This is a genomic window from Aquabacterium sp. (assembly GCF_016195855.1).
Classification (GTDB): domain Bacteria; phylum Pseudomonadota; class Gammaproteobacteria; order Burkholderiales; family Burkholderiaceae_C; genus Aquabacterium.
The window spans coordinates 758,256-784,893 of record NZ_JACPYU010000003.1 but is presented as its reverse complement, the minus strand read 5'-3'; the positions used below and the strand labels follow the sequence as shown (position 1 = coordinate 784,893).

Sequence of the window (26,638 nt, the reverse complement as noted above, 5' to 3'; positions counted from 1 at the left end):
CCGCCATGTCGCAGCAGTCCGGGCAGATGGCGTCCATGACCGATTGGCTGGCTGCCATCGGCCTGAGCCGGCTGGAGCCTGTGCTGCGCGACAACGGCATCGCCGAAGACATCCTCACCAGCCTGACCGAGGATGACCTCGAAAAGCTGGGTGTCAGCATGGGCGACCGCAAGCGCTTCATGCGGGCCGTCGGCGAGTTGCAGGCCCAGCCGGCACCGTCAGGTGCATCGGGCCCGTCAAGCCTATCAAGCTCGCCGAGTGCACCGTTGCCGCACACCGAGTTGCGCCAGCTCACCATCATGTTCTGCGACCTGGTGGACGCCACCGCGTTGTGCGCCCGGCTCACGCCAGAACAATGGCGCCAGGTCGTGCTGGGTTACCAGCAGGCGGCGGTCGAGGTCATCAGCCGCTGTGGTGGCTCGGTGGCGCAGTACCTGGGTGATGGCCTGCTGGTCTACTTCGGTTATCCGCAGGCCCAGGAAGACGCGGCCTCGCGTGCCGTGCATGCCGGGCTGGATCTGGTGCACAAGATCGCCTCGCTGGAGCTGGTGATCGATGGGCACGAGCAGGTCCGCCTGCAGGTGCGCATCGGCATCGACACCGGCCGCGTGGTGATCGGTGACATCGGGGCCGGGCCCCGGCGCGAGCAACTGGCCTTGGGTGACACACCCAATATCGCCGCCCGCCTGCAGGCCCTGGCACGCGCCAACACCGTGCTCATCAGCGACCAGACGCGGCGCCTGACTGCCGGCAGCTTCACGTATGAAGACCAGGGTGTGCATGCGCTCAAGGGCGTGACCGAGCCCCGCCAGGTCTGGCGCGTGACGGGCTTGAGTGACTCGGCCAGCCGCTTCGATGCCAGCAGCGGCGAGCACCTCAGCCCGCTGGTGGGCCGTGTCCAGGAGCTGAGCCTGCTGAACGACCGCTGGCAGACCGTGTTGCAAGGCCAGGGGCAGGTGGTGGTGCTGTCGGGGGAGCCGGGCATCGGCAAGTCGCGCATGCTCAAGGAGCTGGGTGACCGGCTGGGCAATGCCGGCCTCAATGCCTTGCAGTTGCAGTGCGCCCCCCACAAGACAGACAGCGCCTTTCACCCCTTTGTCGACGCGCTGGAGCGCATGCTGCGCTTCAAGCCCGATACCCCGGCGTCGGTCAAGCTCGATCGCATCGATGCCTTGATACGGCCTGAGCTTGAGCCAGAACAGGCTCGGCGCCAGGCCGCGCTGCTGGCCGCGATGCTGTCGGTGCCCTCGGACGGCCGGCACGATCTGCCCATCACCAGTGCGCATCAGCGCGAGCAGGACATCATCGATGTGTTGCTGGACTGGCTGGAGGGCCGGGCCGCGGCCGAGCCGGCCTTGCTCTTGTTCGAGGACGCTCACTGGGCGGACCCGGCCTCGGTGGCCGCGCTCAACAAGCTGGTGGAGCGTGCACGCCATCTGCCCGTGCTGCTGGTGGTGACGCACCGCCCCGAATTCACGCCGGCATTCGATCGACAGGCCCATGTGACCGCCCTGAAGGTGCCCGGCCTGCGCCGCGCCGAGGTGGCCACGCTGGTGTCGCGCCTCATGGGCGACAGGCCCTTGCCCCAGGCCCTGGCCGACCAGATCGAGAACCGCACCGATGGCGTGCCGCTCTTCGTGGAGGAGCTGACCAAGTCCGTGCTGGAGCAGGCCAGCCATGCCTCTGCCGTGCAGGCGGATGGTGCCTTGCCCGCGACCTTGCGAGACTCCTTGATGGCGCGCCTGGACCGCCATGCGCAGGCCAAGGAAGTGGCGCAGATTGGTGCCGTGATCGGTCGGGCGTTTTCTCGCGACCTGTTGAGCGCCTTGTACTCGCAAGACGAGCAGCAGATGGAGGAGGGGGTGCAGGCCTTGCTGCGTTCGGGCCTGGCCACGCGCCAGGAGTCCGAGCAAGGCGAGGTCTACGTGTTCAAGCACGCGCTGGTGCAAGACACCGCGTATGACTCGCTGCTCAAGGCGCGGCGCGAGGCCTTGCACAGCACCGTCCTGCAGGTGCTGGAGTCCCGCTACCCCGAGACCGTGCAGCATCAGCCCGCCCTGCTGGCCCGCCACGCCGTGGCCGCCGGGCATCCTCGCGCTGCCATTCCCTACTGGAAGAAAGCCAGCGAGCAGGCGTTGCACCGGCTGGCGCTGCACGAGGCCGCAGCCCACCTGCAGGCTGGCCTGCACACCACGCAGACTTTGCCGGTCAATGCCGAGCGCGATCAGATCGAGTTGCAGCTGCACGCCTCATTGGGCACGGTGCACATGCTGGGCAAGGGCTGGGCCGCACCGGAGGTCGAGCAGGCCTACAAGCGGGCCAATGAACTGGCCAGCGCGGCCGACAAGGTGGACGAGGCCATCTGGCCCTTGTGGGGCGTGTGCGTCTACCACCAGGTTCACGGCGAGATCCGGCAGGCGCAGGCCATCGGCCGGCGCATGGCGACCGTGGCCAGGCAGTCCAACAGCCGTCTGGCCTGGCTGGTCAACAACATGATGCAGGCGCAACTGGCGTTCTACAGCGGGCAACTGCCGCAGGTGGGGGCGCTGTGCGAGCAGGTCGAGCATGGTTTTCATGACCCGCATGACCGCAGCCTCATTGCCCTGTACTCGACCGATCTCAAACTGGTGGGCATGGTGCATGGCCTGCATGCGAGCTGGATCATGGGCCAGGTGGACGATGTGGACCAGGTCTATGGGCTCATCGAGCAACGGGCCATCGAGCTGGAGCACCCGTATTCACTGGCCTGGGCACGCACCTGGGGTGTCATGGTCTACTTGCATGCGGGTGAGCTGGACAGGCTCTTGCCGCGCCTGCAAGCGGGCTGGCACATGGCCGATGAGCATGGTTTTGCTTATGTGTCGGCCATGGCCAGGTTCGCCATGGGCTGGTGCCGCACGCAATTGGGCCAGATGGACGATGGCATCGCGCTGATGGAGCAGGGCTTGAGTGCCTTCCAGGCCACCGGGGCGGGCATCGTGCTGCCGTTTTTCCTGGCGCAGATGGCCGAGGTGCTGGGCCGCGTCGGGCGCCATGCCGAAGCGCTGGCCTGCCTGGATCAGGCCTGGGTACAGACCGAGCGCGGCGGCGAGCGCTGGCATGAGGCCGAGCTGCACCGCATCCGCGGGCACCTCTTGCAACACGCACCGCAGGCGGACCTGTTGCAGGCCAGGGCCTGTTATCAAAAGGCCATCGAGGTGGCGCAGCAGCAGCAGGCCGCAGTCTGGTTGCAGCGTGCCCAGCAGGCCTTGAGCAGCCTGCCTTGATGGCAGGCCCCTAAGCAAGCCCGACGGCCCGGCCGATCAGGCGGCCGCGAAGATCTCGGCCATATTGGCCGGGTCGAAGGACTCGGCCGGCGTCACGGTCTGGCCGAACAGCCCGTAATAGCGGTCGATCTGCTTCTGGTTGCCGGCCAGGGCCATGAACAGCTTGATGATGTCTTCGGTAGGGGGCGCCAGCTTGGCCATCTCCTGCGCGAAGCCCAGCAAGGGAACCGACACCGCATCACGACGCGCCTGGTAGGCCTCCAGCGCGGCGTCCACACCTTGTGGCGTGCTCAAGCCCTCGTGGATCAGGCCTGCGGCCAGTTCGGCGTCCCGCAAGGCATTGGTGATGCCCGCCGCCGTGATCGGGTCCATGGTGACGCCGGCATCGCCGACCAGACACCAGCCCGCGCCGGCTGCCTGACGGCAGAAGGTGCCGATCGCCCCGCTGAGCCAGTCATCGTCACGCTGGCCGGCCTTGACGCGGGCCGCCAAGCCGGGGGTCAGGGTGTCGAGCGTCTGGAAGAAGTAGTCCTGTGTTTCCTGACGGGCAGGACGGGGTGCGTTGCCGGGCTGGATCACGCCGATCACGGCGCGGCCATCGTTGGTCTCCCAGGCGTAGATCATGCGTTCGGGGCGCGAGTAGAACTCCACGCCATCCAGCTTGACCCCGGTGAAGTAGGAGTACAGGTTGAACGAGCCGGCCTCTTTGGTCGATTCGTTGTAGGCCTGGGCGCCCACCGCGCGGGCCAGACGTGAGTGCGTGCCATCGGCGCCTACCACCACCTTGGCGTGGGCGGTGAAGACGCTGCCATCCTGCAGCCGCCCTCGGATGCCGGTCACGCGCTCGCCTTCCCGGATCACGTCCTCGAAGGTCACGCCCTGGCGCAACTCGGCGCCGGCCGCCAGCGCGGCGTCCAGCAGCACCTTGTCCAGCGCCATCCGGCGCGGCGCCAGAGCCGCTCCGGCCTGCGTGCCGGGGGGCTGGCCACGCAGCACCAACTCGCCCATGTCGAGCGAAAAACCGGTCAGCAAGGGGCAGTTGGTGGCCACGACGGCGTCCAGCACGCCCCACTTTTGCAGCAGGTCGACCCCTGCATGCCAGATCAGGTGGGTGGACAGGCGGACATCACTGGGCAATTGCGCCTGATCCACGATCAGGACCTTGTGGCCCTGGCGGGCCAGCAACATGGCGGTGGCGGCACCCGCGCAGCGGCCGCCTACGACGATGACGTCATACATGTTTTTTGGCTTTCAGCTTTTTTTAGTGTTTGTCAAAGGTCGATTTTGGGCAATTGCACGGCATGCGGTGCCTTTGTGTCAAGCGGTGGGGTCTTCTTTTTGACGACATGCGTGGGTCGATGGCCTGGATCGGGGGTTTTCGGCAACTTTGCACAGGCCGGCGCCTGAACGGCGTCAAGTTCCCTGCTTTTCCACCGATCACCGTCCCATGGAGGGTTTATGAACACCATCTCATCCATTGCGTTATCGGGTGTGCATGCGGCTTCAACCCGCATGGATGTGGCCGCCCACAACATCGCCAACGCGCAGACGCCGGGCTTTCAGCGCCAGGTCGTGCACCAGCAAAGCCAGGAGACGGCCGGGGTCATGACCACGGTTGGCAAGACCGACGAAGTCGGCCCCGACCTGGCTGCCGATCTGGTGGCGCAGATGGAGGCCAGCTACAACTACAAGGCCAATCTGCGCACCATCCAGACCCAGGAGCAGATGGTCGGCAGCCTGCTGGACATCAAGGCCTGAGCTTCACCAGCTGAAGACCTGGGTGGCGGCATCGCCCGCAAGTCGGTCCAGAATCGCGTCTGGACTGATTTGTGACCTTTGCCGTGCCCCCTCGCCGACTCATTGCCCACCTCGACATGGACGCCTTCTACGCGTCCGTCGAGTTGTTGCGCTATCCGTCATTGAAAGGGCAGCCCGTGGTCATCGGGGGCGGGCGGCGCCATCAACCCGAGGTGCAGGCCGATGGCAGCTGGCAGTTTGCCCGCCTGCGTGACTACGCCGGCCGAGGCGTGATCACCACCGCCACCTACCCGGCGCGCGCCCTGGGCGTGCATTCCGGCATGGGCCTGATGAAGGCCGCCGCGCTGGCGCCCGACGCCGTGCTGCTGCCCGTGGATTTCGACCAGTACCGGGCTTATTCGCGGCGCTTCAAGGCGGCAGTGGCCCAGGTGGCGCCGGTCATCGAGGACCGCGGCATCGACGAAATCTACATCGACCTCAGCGAGGTGCCCGGCGCGCAGGATGCCCACGGCGACGACGCGCTGGGCGGTGTGCGTGAACTGGGGCGCCAGCTCAAGCAGGCGGTGTTCGAGGCCACGGGCCTGAGCTGCTCGGTGGGCGTGACCCCCAACAAGCTCTTGTCCAAGCTGTGCTCCGATCTGGAAAAGCCCGACGGGCTCACCGTGCTGACCATGGCCGACATCCCCGCGCGCATCTGGCCCTTGCCGGCCAGCCGCATCAATGGCATCGGCCCCAAGGCCAGCGCACGGTTGACATCGCATGGCATCGACACCATCGGGCAGTTGGCGGCCACCGACCCGAACTGGTTGATGCAGGAGTTCGGCAGCCACTATGGCGCCTGGTTGCATCAGGCGGCTCACGGCCTGGACGAGCGCCCCGTGGTGACCTGGCGCGAGCCCAAGTCGCTCAGCCGCGAGACCACCTTCGAGCGCGACCTGCACCCCCGTGATGACCGCGACGCCCTGAGCCCCATCTTCACGCGCCTGTGTGAGCAGGTGGCGCAGGATCTGGCGCGCAAGGACTATGTGGGCCGCACGGTGGGCGTCAAGCTGCGCTATGACGACTTCAAGATTGTGACTCGCAGCCTGACCATGCCGGCGCCCACGCGCGATGCGGGCACCATCCGCCAGTGGGCCGGACGTTGCCTGAAGACGGTCCCCCTGGACCGGCGCTTGCGCTTGCTGGGCGTGAAGATGGAGTCCCTGAGCAAGGGTGGCGAGGTCGCTGCCGTGCAGGAGCCCGCCGCACCTTATTCCTTGCCCCTGTTCGAGGAGCTGTGAGCCCCATGTCGTCCGAGCCTTTGCCCTGCATGGCCCAGCTTCAACCTTCCGGCTTGAGCTTCACGGTGCAGCCCGGCCAGTCTGTGCTGGAGGCGGCGCTGGCAGCGGGCATCCACATGGCCCGCTCCTGCCGCAATGGCACCTGCCGTGCCTGCCTGTGCCAGCTCGCATCGGGGCAGGTGCACTACCGCGTCGAGTGGCCCGGGCTCAGCCCGGATGAAAAGGACGAAGGCTGGATCCTGCCGTGTGTGGCCTTGCCGCAGGGCGATGTGGTGCTGGTGGCGCCTTCAGCTCGAAGGCTCGGCGGCGACGGGGGCGCCTGACCCGCCAACGTTGCCGCGGTGGGCCTCGTCCAGGTCCAGCAACTTGTCTTCGATGAAGTCCTTTTCCAGCAAGGTGCGCCTCATCGTGCTCTTGAGCTCTTCCAGCTGGCTGAACAGCGTGGCGCGCTCCTGCGTGATGGCCTTCATCTGCTCGCGCAGGTCTTCCAGATCCTTGGCGGCTGCGTTGCGTGCCTGCTCGACTTCGTTGTTGAGCTTGTCCACTTCCTGCGTGAGCGTGTTGGCCGTGGCTTCGGCCTTCTGCGCACGCTCCTTGGCGCGGTTGAGCAACTGCTGCTGTTGGTCCATGTTCTGGCGCAGCGCCTCGGCCGATTGCGTGGAGGCCTCGGCCAGCCGGTTGGCCCGGCGCAGCTCATTGATGACGATGTTGGCTTCGTCCAGCCGGATCTTGACCTGCTCCAGCTCGGTGGACAGGTGGCTGCGCTGCAGCAGGGTCTGGTCCAGCTTGCCCTGGTGCTCCTGACGCCAGGCCGGGTAGCCCTCGGGCTGGATGGCCTGGATGGACTCCAGCAGCTTGCGCATCTCGGCCACGATCTGCTCGTGCTCCTCGATGCCTTCTCTGGTCAGCGAGTCCGTCAGGGCGGCGATTTTTTCCAGGCTCTCGTGCGAGAGGTCGATCGGCCGGTTGGCCGACTGGTTGACGGACTTGTTGGCATCAATGAGCCGGTCGCTGAGCCGGTCCACCGCTTGCAGCATGTCGCGCAGGCGTTTGGCCGCGTCGATCAGGTCGCCGCTGCCTTTGCGCATCATGTCGTGCGTGGCCTCGGTCTGGCTCAGGATGCGAAACAGCATGAAGGCCAGCAGGATGATGGCCGCCGCATTGCCGATGAAGACAAAGAGGACGGCGACGCTTTCAAGCTGCATGGGCTGGCCTCTTGTGTGTCAGACGGCCAGGAAGCTGAAGCGGCCGTCGCCGTAGCCTGGCACCGAGATGCGGAAGTCCGCCCGGCCGCCGTTCTTGACCAGCAGCTCGTTGAGCTTTTGAAAGCTCTGCGGCACGATGCTGGTGCGCGACAGGGGGATGGGCTCTTTCTCCGCCTCGATCCGCAACAGCGCGCCCGCGCTTTGCATGAACTGGCTGGCGTGCTTGACCATGCTCTCCGTGGCCTGCCCTTGCTGCATGGCCTGGCGCACGGCAGCAGGGGGCTGGCGCGAGCTGCCACCACCCAGGATGCACACGGCGTTCGTGTCCAGCACGGCAATGGCGGTGACGGGCTTGCTGCGCCCGCCATACAGGCCGATGAGGTTCTGGGATGTCAGCGCATGGGCAACCAGCGGCTCTTCTTCAAGCAGGCGAAACGGGATGCCGTTCATCACGGATTGAATCAGGTCCTTGCATTGCTGCGTGATCACCAGGCTGGCAGCGGCGGCGGCCTCTTCAGGCGTCTGCTCCGGGGCAGGGGCCTGACCGTCGACGGGCACCACATGGCGCACATGCGCGATCAGGTCGGTGTCCTTGAAGGGCTTGTTGATCACGAACACGGCGCCGTTGCGGCGGGCTTCTTCCAGCATGGTGGGGCTGGTCTCGGTGGTCACCAGGCCCACCTTGAGGTGGCCTTGACCCAACTGGCGCAGGGCCTGAAGCAGCTCCAGGCCGGACATCTTGGGCATGTGCCAGTCGGTGATCACCAGGTCGGGCTTGAAGTCCGCCAGCGCGTCCATGGCGGCTTCGCCATTGATGGCCACGCGGATGTCCAGGGCAGGGTAGCCGCAGGCTTCCACCACCCGTCGGATGATGGCCTGGATCGCGCGGCTGTCATCCACGATCAGAAAGCGGAAGACCTTGGGTGTCGTCTCGGTTGCGACATTCATGTCAGGACTCCAGGATACGTTGGTCAATCGCGTCAAACACCGTGATCACGATGCGCCGTCCGGCATCGCTCTCGCTCGAAAAGGTCACGCTCACATGCGCGTGCCGCTGCAGTTCTGCAAACCGCTCCAGGGGCAAGGCCTGCGGCAGGCCGATCTCGACGGTATGGGCTGCATCGTCGCTTTTGACCAGGCAGCCGCCCAGCACATTGCAGGCCTCCATGCAGGCGTCGCGCACATCGTCCGCACTGATCTCGTTTTGCGGCAAGCCAAACATGAAGCAGGCCACATCGGTGGCCTCCCGGTCATCGATCAACAGGCCCACGGCCATCAGGCGCTGGGGCCGGCCGTCCGGCAAGTGCACAGGCAGCACGATGGCGTGCTCCCGCTCGCCCGGCCGGGTCGGCTGCGAGGTGCCTTCCTCGAACAGGCGGTCCTCGCCACTGAGAAAGGACCATGCAGGGGCCAGCTTGCTGGCCATGGTGTCCTTGGGGATCAGGTACATGGGTTTGATCGGCTGTGATGCCCCTAACGGTATCGGCAGTGTTTCAAACAAATTGACGCGTGTTTCACCTAAGGCGTTCAAACCGAGTCATATGCACGCCATTGACCTCGACCTGACCACAGAACATGTCCCAGGGGCGCACCCACACGGTGCCATCGCCGACCTGCGGGCGGTACAACACCAGGGCTTCCAGCGTTTCGCTGTGCCGCACCACGCCGAGCACGTCATAGAGCGGGCCTTTGTAGTGGCGGTAGGTGCCCAGCTCGATGGTGGGCAAAGGGGGGAGGGGGCGTGAATTTTCCATGGGCGCATTGTCTTTCAGGCCGTTTTCTCTTTACAAACCCTTTGCAAAGGCCCAGTCAACAGTGCTGAAAGAGGCCGCGTTGTAGATGTCAAGGCGCTGCGAAACGTCGATCAACACGACACAAATCGACAGGCATCGCAGGCCGAACTTCACAACGAGACCCTCGCTGAAAGGACATTTCCATGAAGACCAAACTGATCGCAACCGCCCTGGTGACCGCCTTTGCCCTGCCCGTGTTCGCCCAGACCGGCGCCCCGGCTGCCGTCGCTGCACCCGTGGCCAGTGCTGCCCAACAGGTCAAGAAGGACACAAAGGAAATCCGCCAGGAAACCAAGGACATCCGCGCCGACAAGGTTGATCTGGCCAAGGACCGCAAGGAACTGGCTGTGGACCGCAAGGAGCGCGCCATCGACCAGCATCGTGAAGACGCGGCCGTCAAGCGCGGCGACATGGCCGCGGCCCAGAAGCAGGAAGCCAAGCGCGAAGCCGAGCAAAAGGAAGTGAAGGCCGACAAGCGCGACATCGCCCACGACAAGGCCGATCTGCACCATGACCGCATGGAGCGCCGTCACGAGCGCCGTGAGCGCCATGAGCACCGTCACGAGGCAGCCGAACAGAAGTAATCCAACCGTGTGTGCAGACCGGGGCCTTTCTGGTTGGGCCCCCGGTCAGGCAAGGCCGACGACAACTCATCCAAAAAAGGTCGGCCCCTGCCGGCGCCGCAACGGTGCCTGAAGCCGCGATAATCATGGGATGACCGTGATTGCCCAACCGACTCCCTCCAGTGCCCGTGCACAGCTGCCTCGCCTGAGCTGCGTCATTCCCTGTTACAACGAAGCGGCCAACCTGCGTCTGCTCCTGCCCATCCTGGCCGAGCAATTGCGTGGGTGCACCTCCGAGTGGGAGGTGATCCTGGTCAATGACGGCAGCCGCGATGACACCTCGGCCGTGTTCGACGAATGGACGCATCAGCCCGGCTTCAGGGCCATCGAGTTTTCGCGCAATTTCGGCAAGGAAGCCGCCCTGACGGCCGGCCTGCAGGCCGCCAATGGCGATGTCGTGGTCCTGATGGATTCGGACATGCAGCACCCGCCGCGCTTCATCCCCGAGATGATCAAGCAATGGCAATCCGGCTCGGATGTGGTCTACGCCTTGCGTGAAAACCGTGATGACGAAAGCCTGTTCAAGCAGGTCGGTACACGGGCCTTTTACCGGCTGATCAATGCCAAGTCGCGCTTCCAGGTGCCGCCGGACGCGGGTGATTTCCGTTTGATGGACCGCGCCGTGGTCGAGGCGCTGATGGCCTTGCCCGAGCGCAACCGCTTCATGAAGGGCCTGTACGCCTGGGTGGGCTTCAAGTCCGTGGCCATACCCTATGAGCCCGCCGAGCGCGCCATGGGCAAGACCCACTACAACGCGCTCAAGCTGATTGCGTTCTCGATTGACGGCTTGACGGCGTTCACGACCTGGCCACTGCGTGTGGCCAGCATCGCGGGCATGGTGATGGCCTTGATGGCCTTCATCTATGGCGCCGTGGTGATCGTGGACTTCCTGATTTACGGCAACCATGTCTCGGGCTGGACGACCATCATCGTGTTGCTGTCCTTCTTCGTGGGCATCCAGTTGATCGGCCTGGGCATCCTGGGTGAATACATCGCCCGCATCTTCGAGGAAGTCAAGAACCGCCCGCTGTACGTGGTGCGCCGCTCCTTGGGGCGTGGGCTGGACGTGTCCGTGCCTGGCCACACGGGCGATTGACGGCGTGAGTGCGTCGACTCCAGCCATGAATGCGGCGGGCGCGCAGCGGCAACTGGCCGTTTGTGTGGACGACTTCGGGCTGCACGATGGTGTGAACCAGGCTGTGTTCGACTTGCTGGCGCTGCGCCGCATTTCGGCGGTCAGTTGCCTGGTGGATGGGCCCAGTTGGGTTGCCGGTGCCACCGCGCTGCGCGAGGCGGTTGGCCAGCCCGATGCCCCCGTGGCCGATGTCGGCCTGCACCTGAACTTCACCGAAACACTGGACGTGGCCGCGCAATCGGCCTGCCCGAGCCAGCCGCTGGGCGCGCTGATCCAGGCCTGTTACCTGCGTCGTCTCGATGTGGCCGTGCTGGCCCGTGAGATCGAGCGCCAGTGGGACCGCTTCGAGGCCTGCTGGGGTCGCGCCCCCGACTTCATCGACGGGCACCAGCACGCACACCAGTTGCCCCAGATCCGCGATGCCTTGCTGCAGGTGCTGCGCAGGCGTTGTCCATCGGGCTCGGCCGGCCCCCGGCCCTGGGTGCGGCAATGCCGCTCGCCGGGCTGGCGCGCCGTGCTGGCGGGCATCAGCGTGTCCGACACGGTCAAGGCCGCCATCATCGGCGCGCTGGGCGCCACCGTGCTGGGCCGTGCCGTGGGCCGACTCGGCCTGCGCCACAGCGAGCGCCTGCTGGGTGTCTACCCGTTTGATGCCGATGCGGCGGCCTACCTGCGCCGCTGGCAAGCCTGGCTCAGCCTGGTCCGTCCGCAGGGTGACTTGTTGATGTGCCACCCTTCCGTGCCGATGCAAAAATCGCCACCCTGGCCGGATGTCATTGCGCCATCCCGTTATATGGAGCACGCGGTGTTGACGGGCGAGGCCTTTGGCGCCTTGCTCAAGGCGGGCGGTGTGCGCATCGTGCGCCTGGGCGAGCCCGGCCGCCTTTGAAAGGCCTTCGTTACACTGTGCCCCTTTTGACGTGACGGCCCTGGGGGCGGTCGCCCTGTTCTTTCCACAAGGATGGTCCCTGTTGTGACGCAAGCTTCCAAGACAAACTGGCCGATCTGGGGCGTGGGCCTGGCACTGCTGGCCTGGCTGGTGTGCACGGCCTGGTGGCGTCCGCTGGCTGTGCCCGATGAAGGCCGATACGCTGGCGTGGCCTGGGAAATGATCCGCAGCGGCGACTGGCTGACGCCCACGCTCAATGGCTTGCCCTTTTTCCACAAGCCGCCCCTCTTTTATTGGCTCACGGCCTTGTCGCTCAAGGCCTTCGGCCTGACCTTGTGGGCCGCGCGGCTGGCATCGGTCTTGGGCGCCTGGCTGGGTGCCATGGGCCTGTACCTGCTGGTGCGCCGTTGGGCGGGGCCCAGGCTGGCGGGCTGGTCTGCGCTGGTGCTGGTCACACAACCCTTCTACTTCGGTGGTGCGCAGTACGCCAACCTGGACATGCTGGTGGCCGGCTGCATCTCGGCCACGGTGGCCCTGGGCGCGCATGCGGTGCTGGCGCGCGAAGCCGGCCAGGCTCATCGCCTGGCGCTGTGGGGCACTTATGGCCTGGCGGCCCTGGGGCTGCTGGCCAAGGGCCTGATCGGGCTGGTGCTGCCCGGTGCCGTGCTCGTGCTGTGGCTGTTGTTGACCGGGCGTTGGCGCGCCATCCTTGCCATGTTGTCCCTGCCGGGCCTGCTGGTGTTCGGCCTGGTGGCCGCGCCCTGGTTCGTGGCCATGCAGCGCCTGTACCCGGACTTCTTCCACTACTTCTTCGTGTACCAGCACTTCCAACGCTTCACGCAGACTGGCTTCAACAACATGCACGCCTGGTGGTACTACCTGCCGATGATGGTGGGCCTGACCTTGCCCTGGGTGCCAGCCTGGCTGTTGGCCAAGTGGTGGCCGCAGCGCAAGGCGTCCGCCTTGCATGCCGGTGAGGCCACCGAGCCAGTCAGCCTGCGCGCGTCCCTGCGTTACCTGGCCTGGATCTGGATGGCGGTGATCCTGGTCTTTTTCTCCATCCCCGCGTCCAAGCTGCCTGGCTACATCCTGCCGGCCTTGCCGCCCCTGGCCTATCTGGTGGCTGATGCGCTGGCGGGCCGCTGGCCGGCGTTGGCCTCGTTGGTGCCCAAGTTGTTTGGCGGTGTGGCGGCAGTCCTGTGCGTGGCGCTCATCGGGGTCGCCGTCCAGTACGACAAGCAGTCCTCCAGGTCGGTGCTGCCCGTGCTGCAGCCGCTGCTCAAGCAGGGTGTGCCCCTGGTCTACGTCAACGAGTTTGTCTACGACCTGCCTTTCTATTTGGCGCAACCGGGCCCCATCCCCGTCATCAGCAACTGGGATGACCCGGATCTGCCCCATCACGACAACGACCGCAAGGAGTTGTTCGACGCGGGTGAGTTCAACCCCAAGCTGGCGCCTCATGTGCTGATTCCCAAGGCGCAATGGCCTTTGTGGCTGTGCACCCATCCGCGTCTGGCCGTGATGGCGCCGCATGATGTCGTCAAGTCCTACCCTGAACTGGCCTGGCAACCGCCGGTCATGAAGCTCAAGCTGTGGTCGCTGTGGGTGCTCGACCGGGATGACCTGCTGGTCAAGGGTCTGCGTTGCCACTGAACGCCAAGGGCGTCACGAGCGCGGCAGGCGCGTGAGGCAAAGGGGCTGGACAAACCTGATCCGGTCGGGTTAGCATGTAACGCATGAACACACACCAACGCCTCATTTCGCTGACCACCTCGTGGTGGCGCTGCCCTCATCAGGCGGCGTGACGTTGAGCTTTTGTTGAAACGGATGCCGCCCCTCAGGCGGCATTTTTGTTGGTGCAGGCAATGGCACCGTCTCCTGAGGGGTAGCAAACCCCAGCCAGACCAGGAGAGCACCATGACTTCTTTCATCACCCCTTGCGACAGCCTCGCTGACGTGCGTTCGGCCATCGACCAGATCGACGCCATGCTGGTTGACCTGCTGGCCGAGCGCGGTCGCTACGTGCGCGAAGCCGCCCGCTTCAAGCGCAACCAGGCCGAGGTCGCTGCCCCGGACCGCGTCAAACAGGTCATCGACAAGGCCCTGGCGCATGCGCTGGAGACCGGTGCCGAGCCCGAAGTGGTGGAGGCCGTCTACCGCAGCATGGTGGCCGCCTTCATCCAGATCGAGTCGCGCCAGCATCAGGCGCTGCACACAGGCCCGGTCGCTGACACAGGCACAATGTCGGGCTGCATTTGTGCCTGATCCCGCCTGATATCGCTTGATACCGGGCGGGCGCCTTCCGAGCCCCTCCTGCCTTTGCCATGCTCTGGACCCCATTGAACCGTTTGCTGGATCAGCTTCGTCCTCGCCGCCAATCCGTGGTGCTCCTGGCCGACGCCGTGCTCATCGCCGTGGCCTGGCATGCCACCTACCTGTTCCGCATGGGGGTGGAGCGCTGGTTGCATGAGCGGCCTGTTTATGACTGGGCCGTGTTGTTGGGCGTGATCCTGGTCTACAGCACCGTGTCCTGGGCCTTGGGCGTGCCGCGTGCCACCTGGCGCTACACCAGCTTCCACGAGATCACCCGCTTGAGCTGGGTGTGCGTCGGGGCCGGGCTGGCCAGTGCCGTCGTCGTGTTGATGGCCCACCTGGTCGAGGTGCCACGCGCCGTGCTGGCCCTGCACCCCGTGTTCAGCCTGATCGTGCTGTCGCTGGCGCGCATGACGGTGCGCATGCTCAGCGAGTCCTCGCGGGCCCGCCGTGCGGGGCGTCAGTCCACAGGGCAGCGCGCGCTCGTGCTGGGCGCTGGCGCCGCGGCCAAGCTGTTGATTGCCGGCATCCAGCACCGCGGCTGGACGGTGGTTGGCCTGCTGGACGACGACGTGCGCAAACAGGGCTCCAGCATCGCGGGCATCACCGTCTGGGGTGGGCTGGACTTGCTGGCCGATGGCAGCGTGCTCGATGACGTCACCCACCTGATCCTGGCCATGCCCTCGGCATCCAATGCGCAGCGCAAACGCGCGCTGGACCTGGCCGCCTCCACCGGCTTGCCCGTGGTGACCGTGCCCTCGGCGGACGAGTTGCGCGAAGGCCGCTCCCGCATTGACCGCGTGCGCGACATCGAGCCTGAAGATGTGCTGGGGCGCGAGCCTGTCAAGCTCGATGAGTCGGCTGTGTCGAAGCTGATCAGCGGCCAGACCGTGCTGATCACCGGCGCGGGCGGTTCGATCGGCTCGGAGCTGTGCCGCCAGATCGCGCGCTTTGGCCCCAGCCGCCTGGTGCTGTTCGAGCTGAGCGAATTTGCGCTCTACCAGATCGAGCAGGACCTGGGTGAACGCTTCCCGCATCTGCCCCTGGTGCGCCTGGTGGGTGATGTGAAGGACCTGGGTGCATTGCGCCGCGCCATGCAGGCCCACCAGCCCGACCTGGTCTTCCATGCTGCCGCCTACAAGCACGTGCCCCTGATGGAAGACGACAACGCCTGGATGGCCTTGCGCAACAACACACTGGGCACTTACAACGTGGCCCAGGCCGCAGCCGAGCACGGCATCAAGCGCTTCGTGCTGATCTCGACCGACAAGGCCGTGAACCCCACCAATGTGATGGGCGCCACCAAGCGCGCCGCCGAGATGGTGGTGTCGCACTGGGCGGCCCAGGGCACGGGCACCCGCTTCATGGCCGTGCGCTTTGGCAATGTGCTGGGCTCCAGCGGCAGCGTGATCCCCAAGTTCAAGGAGCAGATCGCCAAGGGCGGGCCGGTGACCGTCACCCACCCCGAGATCACCCGCTACTTCATGACCATCCCGGAGGCGGCCCAACTGGTGCTGCAAGCCGCGGCCCTGGCCGAGACGGGCCAGGTCTTCGTGATGGACATGGGCAAGTCCGTGAAGATCGCCGATCTGGCACGCGAGCTGATCCGCCTGAGCGGCCAGACCGAGGCCGAGATCCCCATCGTGTTCAGCGGCCTGCGCCCCGGCGAGAAGCTGTATGAAGAGCTGCTGGCCGATGCCGACACCACGCTGCCCACGCCGCACCCGCGTCTGCGTCTGGCGCAGTTGCGCGGTGAATTGCCTGCGGACTGGCTGGCGCGCCTGATGGCCCTCGCCGCAGACGAAGCGGCCAGCACGCCGGCCGTCTTGCGCGCCCGCCTGCACGAGCTGGTACCCGAGTACGCCCCACGCTGATCAAGCGCTGATCTGATCAAGTGGCCGCCGCGGATCCGGCTCTGCCGGTCCTCTGGCGGGCCTTGCAGGCCGCGCCGTGGCTGAAGCCCCGGCCCTTCGCCAGGCAAGAAAGGTCCACTGGACCTTTCTTGTCCGGGCTCAGCCCCCTTGAGGGGGAGCGCCAAGGGCGCTCGGGGGTGGGCCTTAACTCGGCAGAAGCTCATCCACCTGGCGCAGCAGCTCTGACAGCTGCACAGGCTTGGTCAGGTAGCAGGCCGCGCCGGCGTTCAAGGCCGCATCGATCTGCTCGGGCATGGCGTCTGCCGAGATCATGATCACCGGGATGTCCACCGTGTCCGGATTGGCCTTGATCAGCTTGAGCAACTCCTGCCCCGATGCATCGGGCAGGTGCACGTCCAGCAGGATCAGATCAGGCTTGCTGCCGCGCAGGCGGTTGTGCAGCACGGCCAGGCCTTCTTCGGTGGTCGGGGCCACGGTCACCGTGATCCAGGGGCGCGCACTCAGCGCCGCACGGATCACCTCGCTGTTGGCCTGGTTGTCTTCCACATACAGCACGTGGCGGGCGGTGGGCTCCCCATCTGTCCTGGGCGCCTTGACCCGCTTGTGGCTGACGCTGGCAACCTTGGGCGGCATGCTCACCCCGGGCAAGGACAGCGTGAAGGTCGAGCCCTTGCCTTCTTCACTCTGCACATCCAGTTGCCCGCCCATCAACAGCGCCAGATGCCGGCTGATGACCAGGCCAATGCCGGTGCCGCCCGTGCCACCTTGTTCCCGGCCCAGCCGGTTGAAAGGCTGGAAGAGCTGTGACATCTGCTGCGCGTTCATGCCCAGGCCGGTGTCGTGCACGGTGATCTGCATGACCTGACCTTTGTCGGTCGCCGCACCCGTCACGCCCTCTTGCACCGAAACCGACACCTTGCCGCCCCGCTGGTTGAACTTGATGCCATTGCTCAGCAGGTGCGAGAGGATCTGGCGCAGGCGCGACGCATCGGCCATCACACCCCATTCCGAAGGGATGTCCTGCGGCATGCCCAGGGTCACGCCATGCCGGTCGGCCTCCTCTTGAAGCAGCTTGCCGGCAATGCCCAGCTCGTCCTTGAGGCGCAAGGGCACGGCCTGCAACTGCAAGGTGCCCATGTCGATGCGCGAGATGTCCAGCACGTCGTCGATCATGTCCAGCAGGTGCCAGCCCGCTTGCTGGATCTGCTCGACGCGTTCGCGCTGTGTGGGGGGCAAAGGCTCGCGCTGGTCCAGCGACATCACCTGCGCGAAGCCCAGCACCGCGTTGAGCGGCGTGCGCAGTTCATGGCTCATGCGCGAGAGGAAGTCGCTCTTGGCCTGGTTGGCCGCTTCGGCCGCACTGCGTTGCTGGCGGGCTTCTTCCATGGCGTCCTCGATGCGGCGCGCGTGGCCGGTCATGACGAGCAGCAGGGCGCCCAGCGCCGCAGCCAGTGCCACGCCCCCCACGGCCAGCAGCCATGAGGTGGCACCCAGGCCGACAATCGGTGCCGCCTTGGCGCTCCACACCGCCAGCTGCCATTGCCGGTCACCCAGATCGATGGGGATGTCGATACGGTGCCGATGGGCTTGCTGCCATTGCGCGCTTCTGCACGCGGCCGTGCCGCCCAGCACCGGGCTTTGGGGGGCGCCGACATCGATCAGGCAGGCCTCCAGGTAAACCGCGCGGCCCTGCAGCATGGCGGACATGGCGTCGTCCATGCGCAAGGCCAGGAACACGGCACCCTGGCTGGCTTGCACACGGGTCTGTGGCGTGAAGGGCTCGCCCTTGAAGACAGGGTGGTACACGACCACGCCGGTCTGCTGGCCGGTTTCCTGCATCAGGCGCAAGCCGCGCGTGGCGATCACACGGTCTTCTCGGCGGGCCTGCTCATAGGCATCGCGCGTGGCCGGTGCAGACAGCACGTTGTAGCCCAGGGCCATCTCGTTGCCCGCGCGTGGTTCGACGTAACGCACCACGGCCAGCTCCTCCCCGGACGAGGGCGGCTGGTGGTTGACATTGAAAACCTTGTAATCGGGCAGCCCCTCTTGCCTTTGTTGGGCCTCAAAGGCCGCGATGTCCGAGGCTTGCAGGCGCTGGTCCCAGCCGATGGCCTGAATGCCCTTGAGCGAGCTCAGCCAGTAGCGTGAGGCCTTGGTGAACTCGTCGCGGGTCACGGTTTCGGAGGCCTCGAACACGCCGGCCAGCGCGGCCAGGGCATCACGGTAGCCGTTGAACTTGTGCTGGACGGTGTCAGCGGTGGCGCTGGCGTCCCGCTGGAAGGCGGCGTTCTCGCGCTCCACGCCCCAGATCTGGACCTGCCGCACACCCAGCCCCAGCAGCACGGTCGCCACCAGCAAGGGGATGCCGACCAGTTGACGGCGCGCACGCCACAGTTCGGCCGGTTGCCCCAGCAGGGTCAGCATCATGGGGGTGCCGACCAGCACGCCCAGGGTGTCACCCGTCCACCAGCTGAGGAAGGCTTGCGGCAAGGCTTCCATGGGGGTGAGGCCCAAGGCGCCACGCGCGCCCACCGAAATCGTGGCACTGACCAGGCAGGCCAATGGCCCGGCGATCATCAGAAAACGCCCGATCTGGGCGGGGCGCTCGAGGGTCAGGGGGCGCCGGTCGGGTGCCAAGGTCAGCCGCCAGGCCACCCAGGCCTGCAGGCTGGCGCCAATGCCGCCCATCAAGGCCACGCCCGCGAGGGTGGCCCCGCTGCCCGTCAAAGGCCAGGTGGTCACCAGGATGACGGCGACCGCACCCAGCGCGATGGGCAGCAGCATCGCCGGCCCCCAGCCCATCACGAACGCCAGAGCCAGGCCAGCCGGCAGGTACAGCGGCGATACGTGTTCGTTGGGCGCAGACAGTGACACCGCCAACAAGCCCGCGACGGTGTAGCTCAACCAGGTGATGAGGCCCCTGTTTGACAGCGAGGTCAGGGGGGAGCGCAGGCTCATGAGGACGATCCTTACGGACGAAGGGCAGTTATTTTTTCCCGCACCTTAGCATCTGCGCGTCACCAGGTGGCGTGGGTATTTGTGGTGGCCCCTGCATGCAGGTGGCGATCCCCCCTAGACTTTGGCTCCCGCAGTACCCAATCGTTGCACCCAGACCACCCAGGAGAAAAACACATGGTCCGTACGCCCCGCTGGTTCGCCCCGCTCGCATTGAGTCTCATGGCCTTGGGCACCTTGCCCGCCGCACGCGCCGAAGCGCCGCAAGCCCTCACCCAGGTGCCCGGCTACTACCGCCAGATGATCGGCGCGTTTGAAGTCACCGCCCTGTATGACGGCCAGATCAACCTCGACGGCAAGCTGCTCAAGAACACCACCCCCGAGCAGACCCAGAAGCTGCTGGCCCGGATGTTCCGCACCAACCCGACGCCCACCGCCGTGATCGCCTTCCTGGTGAACACCGGCAACAAGCTGGTCCTGGTCGACACCGGTGCAGCCAAGGTGTTCGGCCCCACGCTGGGCCAGGTCCTGAGCAACCTGAAGGCAGCCGGTTATGACCCCGCACAGGTCGACACTGTCTTGCTGACCCACCTGCACGGCGACCACGTGGGCGGCCTGCTGACACCCGAAGGCCAGCCCGCCTTCCCGAATGCCCAGGTTTATGCCGCCAAGGCCGATGCCGATTTCTGGTTGAGCCCGGCCAGCCTGGCCAAGGCGCCCGATGACAAGAAGATGTTCTTCAAGGCCCCCCAGGACGCCACCGCGCCCTATGTCAAGGCCGGGCACTTCAAGACTTTCGAGGGCACCGACGAGATCCAGCCCGGCATCAAGCCCGTGGACGAGCATGGCCATACGCCTGGTCACACTGGTTACCTGTTTGAATCCAAGGGTCAGAAGCTGCTGATCTGGGGCGACCTGGTGCACAACGCCGCGGTGCAGTTTCCGCAGCCAAAGGTCACCATCGAGTTCGACAACGACCAGGCCAAGGCCCTGGCCACCCGCATGAAAGTCTTTGGCTGGACGGCCAAGGACGCCCTGCTGGTAGCGGGTGCCCACCTGCCGTTCCCTGGCATCGGCCATGTGCGCGCCGATGGCAAGAACAGCTACACCTGGGTGCCCATCGACTTCGCGCCCGTGGCACCTGCGTCGGCACCCTGAGCCTGGATTGCTGCCGGATTTCTCCCCGCCTTGCCTGCCTGGTCGTCAGGTTTGTGCGACAGGGCGGGGACAAATGCCCATTTCGACACCGGAAATTGGCGTCAATCCGGTCAACAGCGCCAGAACTGCACCCTTATTCCCTGCGAGGAGGGGCTGTGCGGTCCTATACTGATCAGTCATCAAGCAGGTTGAGTTTAGAAACCTGCGTCGCTGTGGTTCGAAAAGGCAAATACACGCCATGACTTCCAAATTGAAGATCGCAGGCTGGGTCGCGCTGGGTGCGCTGGCCGGCGGCTTGACCACCATGCAATTCGGTGCCACGGCCCGTAATTCGGTGACGCCTTTGCCGCTCGAAGAAATGCAGCAACTGGCGGCGGTATTCGGGATGATCAAAACCGATTACGTCGAACCCGTTGATGAAAAGAAACTCATCGGTGACGCCATTGGCGGCATGGTTTCCGGGCTGGACCCGCACTCGGTTTATTTCGACAAGACCACCTTCAAGGAATTCCGTGAAGGCACCACCGGCAAGTTTGTGGGGGTGGGCATCGAAATCGGCATGGAAGACGGCCTGGTCAAGGTGGTCTCGCCTATCGAAGGCTCCCCAGCCTTCCGCGCCGGCCTCAAGACGGGCGACCTGATCACCAAGATCGACGACACCTACGTCAAGGGCCTGACCATGGACCAGGCCGTCAAGCGCATGCGCGGCGAGCCCAATACCAAGGTCGTGCTCAACATTTTCCGCAAGTCCGAGAACCGCAGCTTCCCGGTCACGATCACCCGCGAGGAGATCCGTGTCCAGAGCGTGCGCGCCAAGATGATCGAGCCGGGCTACGGCTGGGTGCGCATCACCCAGTTCCAGGACCGCACGGTGGAAGACTTCGTGGCCAAGGTCGAGAAGCTCTACAAGGACGACCCCAAGCTCAAGGGCCTGGTGCTGGACCTGCGTAACGACCCGGGCGGCCTGCTGGAGGGCGCGATCGCCGTGTCCGCCGCTTTCCTGCCCAAGGACGTGCCGGTGGTGTCCACCAACGGCCAGTTGCCAGAGTCCAAGGCCGTGTTCAAGGCCCGCTCTGAAGACTACTCGCGCCGCTTTGGCTCGGACCCGCTTGCCAAGCTGCCCGCCGCGCTCAAGACCGTGCCCCTGGTGGTGCTGGTGAACGAAGGCTCGGCATCCGCCAGCGAAATCGTCTCGGGCGCTTTGCAGGACCACAAGCGCGCCGTCATCATGGGTGGCCAGACCTTCGGCAAGGGCTCGGTGCAGACCGTGCGCCAGCTGACGGCCGACACCGCCTTGAAGATCACCACCGCCCGCTACTACACGCCAAGCGGTCGCTCCATCCAGGCCAAGGGCATCGTGCCTGACGTGATGGTGGACGAAAGCGCCGACGGCAACCTGTACTCGGCCCTGCGTGTGCGCGAAGCCGATCTGGAAAAGCACATTGGCAGTGGCCAAGGCGCCGAGGTGAAGGACGCCGCCCGTGAAAAGGCGCGCGAAGAGGCCATCAAGAAGCTGGAAGAGGCCAACGCCAAGAAGAACGAGGCGCCCAAGCCTCTGCCTGAATTCGGCAGTGCCGAAGACTTCCCGCTGCAGCAAGCCCTCAACAAGCTGCAAGGCAAGACGGTGCTGGTCTCCAAGACCATGACCGAGCGCAAGCCCGAGGACAGCAAGGCTCAGTGATCTGGGCCTGAACGCCACGCAGAACGCGACGACAAGGGGCTCAGCCTTGGACGACGACCAGCGCCTGCGCTACAGCCGCCACCTCCTGCTGGACGAGTGGTCGGAGGAGGCGCAGGACCAGTTGCTGGCCTCGCATGCCCTGGTGATCGGTGCCGGGGGGCTGGGTGCCCCCGCTCTCATGTACCTGGCCTCGGCCGGGGTAGGGCGCATCACCGTGGTCGACCCCGACACGGTCGACATCACCAACCTGCAGCGCCAGATTGCGCACACCACCGAGCGGGTGGGCCAACCCAAGGTGCTGTCGGCCGAGTTGGCGCTGGCCCAACTCAACCCGGGCGTGCAGGTGCATGCCATCGCCCAGGCGGCCGACGAAGCCCTGTTGCGCGAGTGGGTGCCCCAGGCCCAGGTGGTGCTCGACTGCACCGACCGCTTCGCCATCCGTCAGTTGATCAACCGCGTCTGCCGCGAAGCCGGTGTGCCGCTGGTGTCGGCATCGGCGGTGCGCTTTGATGGCCAGATCAGCGTGTTCGACCCACGTGTGCCGACCGGGCCTTGTTATGCTTGCCTGTTCCCGCCCGATGCGCCGCCCGAGGAAACACGTTGCGCCATGCTGGGGGTGTTTGCGCCCGTGGTGGGCATGATGGGTGTCATGCAGGCGGGCGAGGCCCTCAAGCTCCTGCTGCAATCGTCACCCATGTCCCCCTGGGCCGGGCACGACAGCCTGGCGGGCCGCTTGCTGCTGCTGGACGGGCGCAGCTGGACCTGGACGGAGCTGCGCGCCAAGCGCCAACCCAACTGCACGGTGTGTGGCCAAGGTTAGCGGCGAGTGCGGTGAAATCGCAACTCCCTTTGCTTGACGGTCTTATTTGACGGCACCCAGGCGGCCCCCGGCGGCATACTGACAAACAAGCGCCGCTCGTTTGCAGGCGGTGCAGCCATTGAGCAGGACCGTTTGCCATGAACAACCCCAAAGAGCTTCTGGAGCGCAACTTCCCCACTGCGGGTCAGGATGCCCGAAGCGCCAGCAAACCCTCGCTCTACGCCGGCCCGGACAGCAGCTACGACCTGGCTTTCACCGATCAGGAGTTCCTGCTTCACCCCGATCTGCGGCCCGTGCGCATGCAGCTGGAGTTGCTCAAGCCCGAGATGATCCAGCGCGAAGAGGCGATCGAGTCCACCATCGTCGTTTTCGGCAGCGCGCGCATCCTGCCGGCCGAGGTCTCGCAGGCCAAGCTGCGCGAAGCCATGGAGCAGCCCGACAGCCCCGCACGCGAGCAGGCCGTGCGCGCCGCGCAGCGCCACGTCGAGATGTCGCGCTACTACGAAGAGGCGCGGGCCTTTGCCAGCATCGTCACCGAGCACTCGACCCAACTGCACACCCCGATCTACGTGGTCACCGGCGGCGGCCCGGGTGTGATGGAGGCGGGCAACCGTGGTGCTTTCGAGGTGGGCGGCAAAAGCCTGGGCCTGAACATCGTGCTGCCACACGAGCAGGAGCCCAACCCCTACATCACGCCACGCCTGTGCTTCCAGTTCCACTACTTTGCGCTGCGCAAGATGCACTTCCTGATGCGCTCGGTGGCGCTGGTGTGCTTCCCCGGCGGCTTCGGCACGCTCGATGAACTGTTCGAGACACTCACGCTGATCCAGACGGGCAAGTGCCGCAAGCGCCCCATCCTGCTGTTCGGGCGCGACTTCTGGACCAAGCTGATCAATTTCGATCACCTGGTCGACACGGGCATGATCAGCCCGGAAGACCTGAACCTCTTCCACTACGTCGAGACGGCCGATGAGGCCTGGGCCACCTTGCAAAAGGTCTACGGCCTGGGCAAGCTGGACGACGACACCGCCTGCGGCTGGTAAGGTCACAAGGAGCCCGACATGAACACCGATGTCACCGAGCCCGTCACCCGCTTGCGGCTGATTGGTGCGCCGACCGACATCGGGGCCAGCATGCGCGGGGCCTCGCTGGGGCCGGAAGCCCTGCGTGTGGCCGGCCTGCCCGAGGCCATGGCCCGCTTGGGGCTGCAGGTGCTGGATGCCGGCAACCTGCAGGGCCCACCCAATCCCTGCTTGCCGCCACAAGACGGCCACCGCCACCTGCCCGAAAGCCTGGCCTGGAACCAGGCCGTGTTCGATGCCGTGTCGCAAGCCTTGCAAGCCGGTGAAGTGCCCATGATGCTGGGCGGCGACCACAGCCTGGCCATTGGCTCCATTGGCGCCGTGGCCGCGCACTGCCGCGCCACCGGGCAGCGCCTGCGCGTGATCTGGCTGGATGCCCACGCCGACTTCAACACCAGTGACATCACCCCCAGCGGCAACATCCATGGCATGCCCGTGGCGGTGCTGTGTGGCCACGGCCCGGCCAGCCTCTTGCGTCTGGCTGGCAACTGGGGCGAGGTCGAAGCAGGCCCGCCGGCTTTGCTGCCCGACGACATCCGCCTGATCGGTGTGCGCAGCGTCGACCCGCTGGAGCGCCGCTTCGTGCACGCGCAAGGCCTGGAGGTGTTCGACATGCGCCACCTGGACGAGCACGGCATGCGCGCCGTCATGCAGCAGGCGCTGCTGGGTGTGGACGAGCGCACCCACCTGCACCTGAGCTTCGACGTGGATTTCCTGGACCCGGACATCGCGCCCGGCGTGGGCACCGCCGTGCGGGGTGGCCCGTCCTACCGCGAAGCCCAGTTGTGCATGGAGATGATCGCCGACACCGGCCGCCTGGCTTCGCTGGACGTGGTCGAACTCAATCCCGCGCGCGATGTGCAGAACCGCACGGCCGAACTGGTCGTGGATCTGGTGGAAAGCCTGTTTGGCAAGTCCACCCTGATGCGCTGGCGGCCGTGACCCCGATCAGGGGCGATAAAGCGGCACACAGCCTCAACTTTTGCCAACTATTGACCGATAAAGGCCCATGAGCCTGCCTGGAAAGACTGCCCTGATCCTGACTGGTGGTGGCGCCCGCGCCGCCTACCAGGTCGGCGTGCTCCAAGCACTGCAGCTGATTCGCCGAGAAAGCGGCGAAGGTCGGCGGGGTAACCCTTTTCAAATCATCAGCGGCACCTCGGCAGGCGCCATCAATGGCCTGGCCCTGGCCTGTCAGGCTGACCACTACGATCTGGCGGTGCGCGCCATGGTCGAGGTCTGGCGTGATTTCCGCTCCGAGCAGGTCTACCGCTCTGACTCTCTGGGTGTGATCCGCTCGGGGGCCCAGTGGCTGACGCTGTTTTCGCTGGGTTGGGCCGTGGCCCGCTGGCGCAAGGCCCGCCCGCGCTCCTTGCTGGACAACGAGCCGCTGCGCGAGTTCCTGCCCTCGCTGTTCCAGGTGGACCGCCTGCCCCAACTCATGGCCGATGGCCATCTGGATGCGGTGGCCATTTCAGCGTCCAGCTACACAACAGGCGAGCACGTCACCTTCTACGACAGCGTCCACCACATCACGCCCTGGGCCCGCTCACAACGCATCAGCGTGAAGGACCAACTGGGCCTGGATCACCTCATGGCCTCGTCGGCCATCCCCTTCGTGTTCCCGGCCGTCAAGCTGCACGTCGATGGCCGCCCGCATTACCTGGGTGACGGCTCCATGCGCCAGGCGGCGCCCATCTCGCCGGCCATCCACCTGGGTGCTGACCGCATCCTGGTGATCGGGGCAGGGCGCCTGCACGAACCCCCCGCGCCCCGCGACGCCGTGGTCGAGTACCCCAATCTGGCGCAAATCGCCGGTCACGCCATGTCCAGCATCTTCCTGGATGCGCTGGCCGTGGACATCGAGCGCATGCAGCGCATCAACAAAACCTTGAGCCTGCTGCCTTCGGAGGCGCGCGCCCAATCTGCATTGCGCCCGGTGGACATCCTGGTGATCGCACCCAGCCAGCGCATCGATGACATCGCTGCCCGCCATCTCTGGGCCTTGCCGCCCGCCGTGCGTGCCATGCTGCGCGCCGTGGGCGTGTACGGGCGAGGCAAGACGGCGCGTGGTTCTGCCCTGGCCAGCTACCTGCTGTTCGAGTCCTCCTTCACCCGCGAGCTGATCCACCTGGGTTTCACCGACGCCCTGGCCAAGCGCCAGGAAGTGCAGAGCTTTTTCGGCTGGGGGCATCAGGGTGAGGGTAGTGGTGAGGGGCCAGCCGGCCCGCATGCTGGCCGGGCCGGTGCGACCTTCGCTCCTCCCGACTCCCTCGCCGCTACCGCCAGCAGCTACGACGCCACTTTCCATGTGCCGGCGTTCATCCCCCCTGTGATGCCCTCGGTGGAGCTCGTCGGCCCGCAGCGCCCCTTTACATCTCCAAGAGACCGTGCTAAAGTGGAGAGCTTCGCTTTGTGAGCCTGTGGCTATTGCCGTGGGTTCAGGACGCGAGGCAAGTTCTTTTCTTTGAAAGGTCTCAACATGTACGCGGTCATAAAAACCGGCGGCAAACAATACAAAGTTGCTGCAGGCGAAAAAATTAAAGTAGAACAGATTGCTGCGGACGTTGGCCAAGAGATCGTGATCGACCAGGTTCTGGCAGTCGGCTCCGGCGCAGAACTGAAGGTTGGCACGCCCCTGGTGGCTGGCGCAACTGTCAAAGCAACTGTTGTTTCTCATGGTCGTCACGACAAGGTCCGCATCTTCAAGATGCGCCGTCGTAAGCACTATCAGAAGCGCCAAGGTCACCGTCAGAACTTCACTGAGCTGCAAATCAGCGCTGTGAACGCCTGATCTCGCGCCTTG

At 65.7% G+C, this 26,638-nt stretch carries 23 protein-coding genes; 17 read left to right on the top strand and 6 right to left on the bottom strand.

Annotated features, from left to right (window positions below):
- Positions 1-5: 5 nt before the first annotated feature.
- On the top strand, positions 6-3,266 hold the full coding sequence (locus HY019_RS05005; RefSeq protein WP_290688834.1) for an adenylate/guanylate cyclase domain-containing protein: 3,261 nt from the start codon (positions 6-8) through the stop codon (positions 3,264-3,266).
- A gap of 36 nt (positions 3,267-3,302) precedes the next feature.
- On the opposite strand, the gene HY019_RS05000 is transcribed toward HY019_RS05005, so the two are convergent.
- Positions 3,303-4,505, bottom strand: a complete 1,203-nt coding sequence (locus tag HY019_RS05000) for an NAD(P)/FAD-dependent oxidoreductase (RefSeq protein ID WP_290688832.1) — start codon at positions 4,503-4,505, stop codon at positions 3,303-3,305.
- Between the two features lie 219 nt (positions 4,506-4,724).
- Between HY019_RS05000 and HY019_RS04995 the strand changes: the two genes are divergently transcribed.
- From HY019_RS04995 to HY019_RS04985, 3 genes are all read left to right on the top strand, one after another.
- Positions 4,725-5,024 carry a flagellar basal body protein gene (locus HY019_RS04995; protein WP_290688831.1) on the top strand — a complete coding sequence of 100 codons (300 nt, stop codon included), beginning with the start codon at positions 4,725-4,727 and terminating at the stop codon, positions 5,022-5,024.
- 71 nt (positions 5,025-5,095) lie between these two features.
- Entirely contained in the window at positions 5,096-6,304 is a 1,209-nt protein-coding gene (gene dinB, locus HY019_RS04990; protein ID WP_290688829.1) for a DNA polymerase IV, read from the top strand.
- A 5-nt stretch (positions 6,305-6,309) separates the two neighbouring features.
- Positions 6,310-6,627: a 2Fe-2S iron-sulfur cluster-binding protein gene (locus tag HY019_RS04985; protein ID WP_290688827.1), complete on the top strand. Its 318-nt coding sequence runs from the start codon at positions 6,310-6,312 to the stop codon at positions 6,625-6,627.
- Here the strand turns inward: HY019_RS04985 and HY019_RS04980 are convergent.
- The 4 genes from HY019_RS04980 to HY019_RS04965 all read right to left on the bottom strand — a co-directional run bounded on the left by HY019_RS04980 (position 6,592) and on the right by HY019_RS04965 (position 9,263).
- Complete coding sequence (locus tag HY019_RS04980) at positions 6,592-7,509, bottom strand: hypothetical protein (RefSeq protein ID WP_290688825.1); 918 nt, start codon at positions 7,507-7,509, stop codon at positions 6,592-6,594. The two genes, HY019_RS04985 and HY019_RS04980, sit on opposite strands and share 36 nt — an antisense overlap.
- Before the next feature lie 18 nt (positions 7,510-7,527).
- Entirely contained in the window at positions 7,528-8,457 is a 930-nt protein-coding gene (locus tag HY019_RS04975) for a response regulator (RefSeq protein WP_290688824.1), read from the bottom strand.
- Position 8,458: 1 nt separating this feature from the next.
- Complete coding sequence (locus HY019_RS04970) at positions 8,459-8,959, bottom strand: hypothetical protein (RefSeq protein ID WP_290688823.1); 501 nt, start codon at positions 8,957-8,959, stop codon at positions 8,459-8,461.
- Positions 8,960-9,023: 64 nt separating this feature from the next.
- On the bottom strand, positions 9,024-9,263 hold the full coding sequence (locus HY019_RS04965) for a DUF1653 domain-containing protein (protein WP_290688821.1): 240 nt from the start codon (positions 9,261-9,263) through the stop codon (positions 9,024-9,026).
- A 182-nt stretch (positions 9,264-9,445) separates the two neighbouring features.
- On the opposite strand from HY019_RS04965, the gene HY019_RS04960 reads away from it, so the two are divergent.
- The 6 genes from HY019_RS04960 (at position 9,446) to HY019_RS04935 (ending at position 16,136) form a co-directional block, all read left to right on the top strand.
- The gene (locus tag HY019_RS04960) at positions 9,446-9,886 is read left to right on the top strand and encodes a hypothetical protein (protein WP_290688819.1); all 441 of its coding nucleotides are present in this window, start codon (positions 9,446-9,448) and stop codon (positions 9,884-9,886) included.
- 130 nt (positions 9,887-10,016) lie between these two features.
- On the top strand, positions 10,017-11,021 hold the full coding sequence (locus HY019_RS04955) for a glycosyltransferase family 2 protein (RefSeq protein ID WP_290688818.1): 1,005 nt from the start codon (positions 10,017-10,019) through the stop codon (positions 11,019-11,021).
- 25 nt (positions 11,022-11,046) lie between these two features.
- Positions 11,047-11,949 (top strand): ChbG/HpnK family deacetylase, encoded by a 903-nt coding sequence (locus HY019_RS04950; RefSeq protein ID WP_290688817.1) that lies wholly within the window; start codon positions 11,047-11,049, stop codon positions 11,947-11,949.
- A gap of 84 nt (positions 11,950-12,033) precedes the next feature.
- Positions 12,034-13,602, top strand: a complete 1,569-nt coding sequence (locus HY019_RS04945; RefSeq protein WP_290688815.1) for a glycosyltransferase family 39 protein — start codon at positions 12,034-12,036, stop codon at positions 13,600-13,602.
- Positions 13,603-13,866: 264 nt separating this feature from the next.
- Entirely contained in the window at positions 13,867-14,214 is a 348-nt protein-coding gene (locus tag HY019_RS04940) for a chorismate mutase (RefSeq protein WP_290688813.1), read from the top strand.
- Positions 14,215-14,273: 59 nt separating this feature from the next.
- A complete protein-coding gene (locus HY019_RS04935; protein WP_290688811.1) occupies positions 14,274-16,136 on the top strand; it encodes a nucleoside-diphosphate sugar epimerase/dehydratase in 1,863 nt (620 codons plus the stop codon).
- A 183-nt stretch (positions 16,137-16,319) separates the two neighbouring features.
- Here the strand turns inward: HY019_RS04935 and HY019_RS04930 are convergent, their stop codons facing one another.
- A complete protein-coding gene (locus HY019_RS04930; protein ID WP_290688809.1) occupies positions 16,320-19,094 on the bottom strand; it encodes a CHASE domain-containing protein in 2,775 nt (924 codons plus the stop codon).
- A 174-nt stretch (positions 19,095-19,268) separates the two neighbouring features.
- Between HY019_RS04930 and HY019_RS04925 the strand changes: the two genes are divergently transcribed.
- From HY019_RS04925 to rplU, 7 genes are all read left to right on the top strand, one after another.
- The gene (locus HY019_RS04925; RefSeq protein WP_290688807.1) at positions 19,269-20,249 is read left to right on the top strand and encodes an MBL fold metallo-hydrolase; all 981 of its coding nucleotides are present in this window, start codon (positions 19,269-19,271) and stop codon (positions 20,247-20,249) included.
- Positions 20,250-20,487: 238 nt separating this feature from the next.
- A complete protein-coding gene (locus HY019_RS04920; RefSeq protein WP_290688805.1) occupies positions 20,488-21,930 on the top strand; it encodes a S41 family peptidase in 1,443 nt (480 codons plus the stop codon).
- A gap of 46 nt (positions 21,931-21,976) precedes the next feature.
- The gene (locus tag HY019_RS04915; RefSeq protein ID WP_290688804.1) at positions 21,977-22,750 is read left to right on the top strand and encodes a HesA/MoeB/ThiF family protein; all 774 of its coding nucleotides are present in this window, start codon (positions 21,977-21,979) and stop codon (positions 22,748-22,750) included.
- A 137-nt stretch (positions 22,751-22,887) separates the two neighbouring features.
- Positions 22,888-23,793 carry a TIGR00730 family Rossman fold protein gene (locus HY019_RS04910; protein WP_290688802.1) on the top strand — a complete coding sequence of 302 codons (906 nt, stop codon included), beginning with the start codon at positions 22,888-22,890 and terminating at the stop codon, positions 23,791-23,793.
- An 18-nt stretch (positions 23,794-23,811) separates the two neighbouring features.
- Positions 23,812-24,774 (top strand): arginase, encoded by a 963-nt coding sequence (rocF, locus tag HY019_RS04905; RefSeq protein ID WP_290688800.1) that lies wholly within the window; start codon positions 23,812-23,814, stop codon positions 24,772-24,774.
- Between the two features lie 67 nt (positions 24,775-24,841).
- On the top strand, positions 24,842-26,251 hold the full coding sequence (locus HY019_RS04900; RefSeq protein WP_290688798.1) for a patatin-like phospholipase family protein: 1,410 nt from the start codon (positions 24,842-24,844) through the stop codon (positions 26,249-26,251).
- 63 nt (positions 26,252-26,314) lie between these two features.
- Entirely contained in the window at positions 26,315-26,626 is a 312-nt protein-coding gene (rplU, locus tag HY019_RS04895; protein ID WP_035043084.1) for a 50S ribosomal protein L21, read from the top strand.
- The last annotated feature ends 12 nt before the right edge of the window (positions 26,627-26,638 follow it).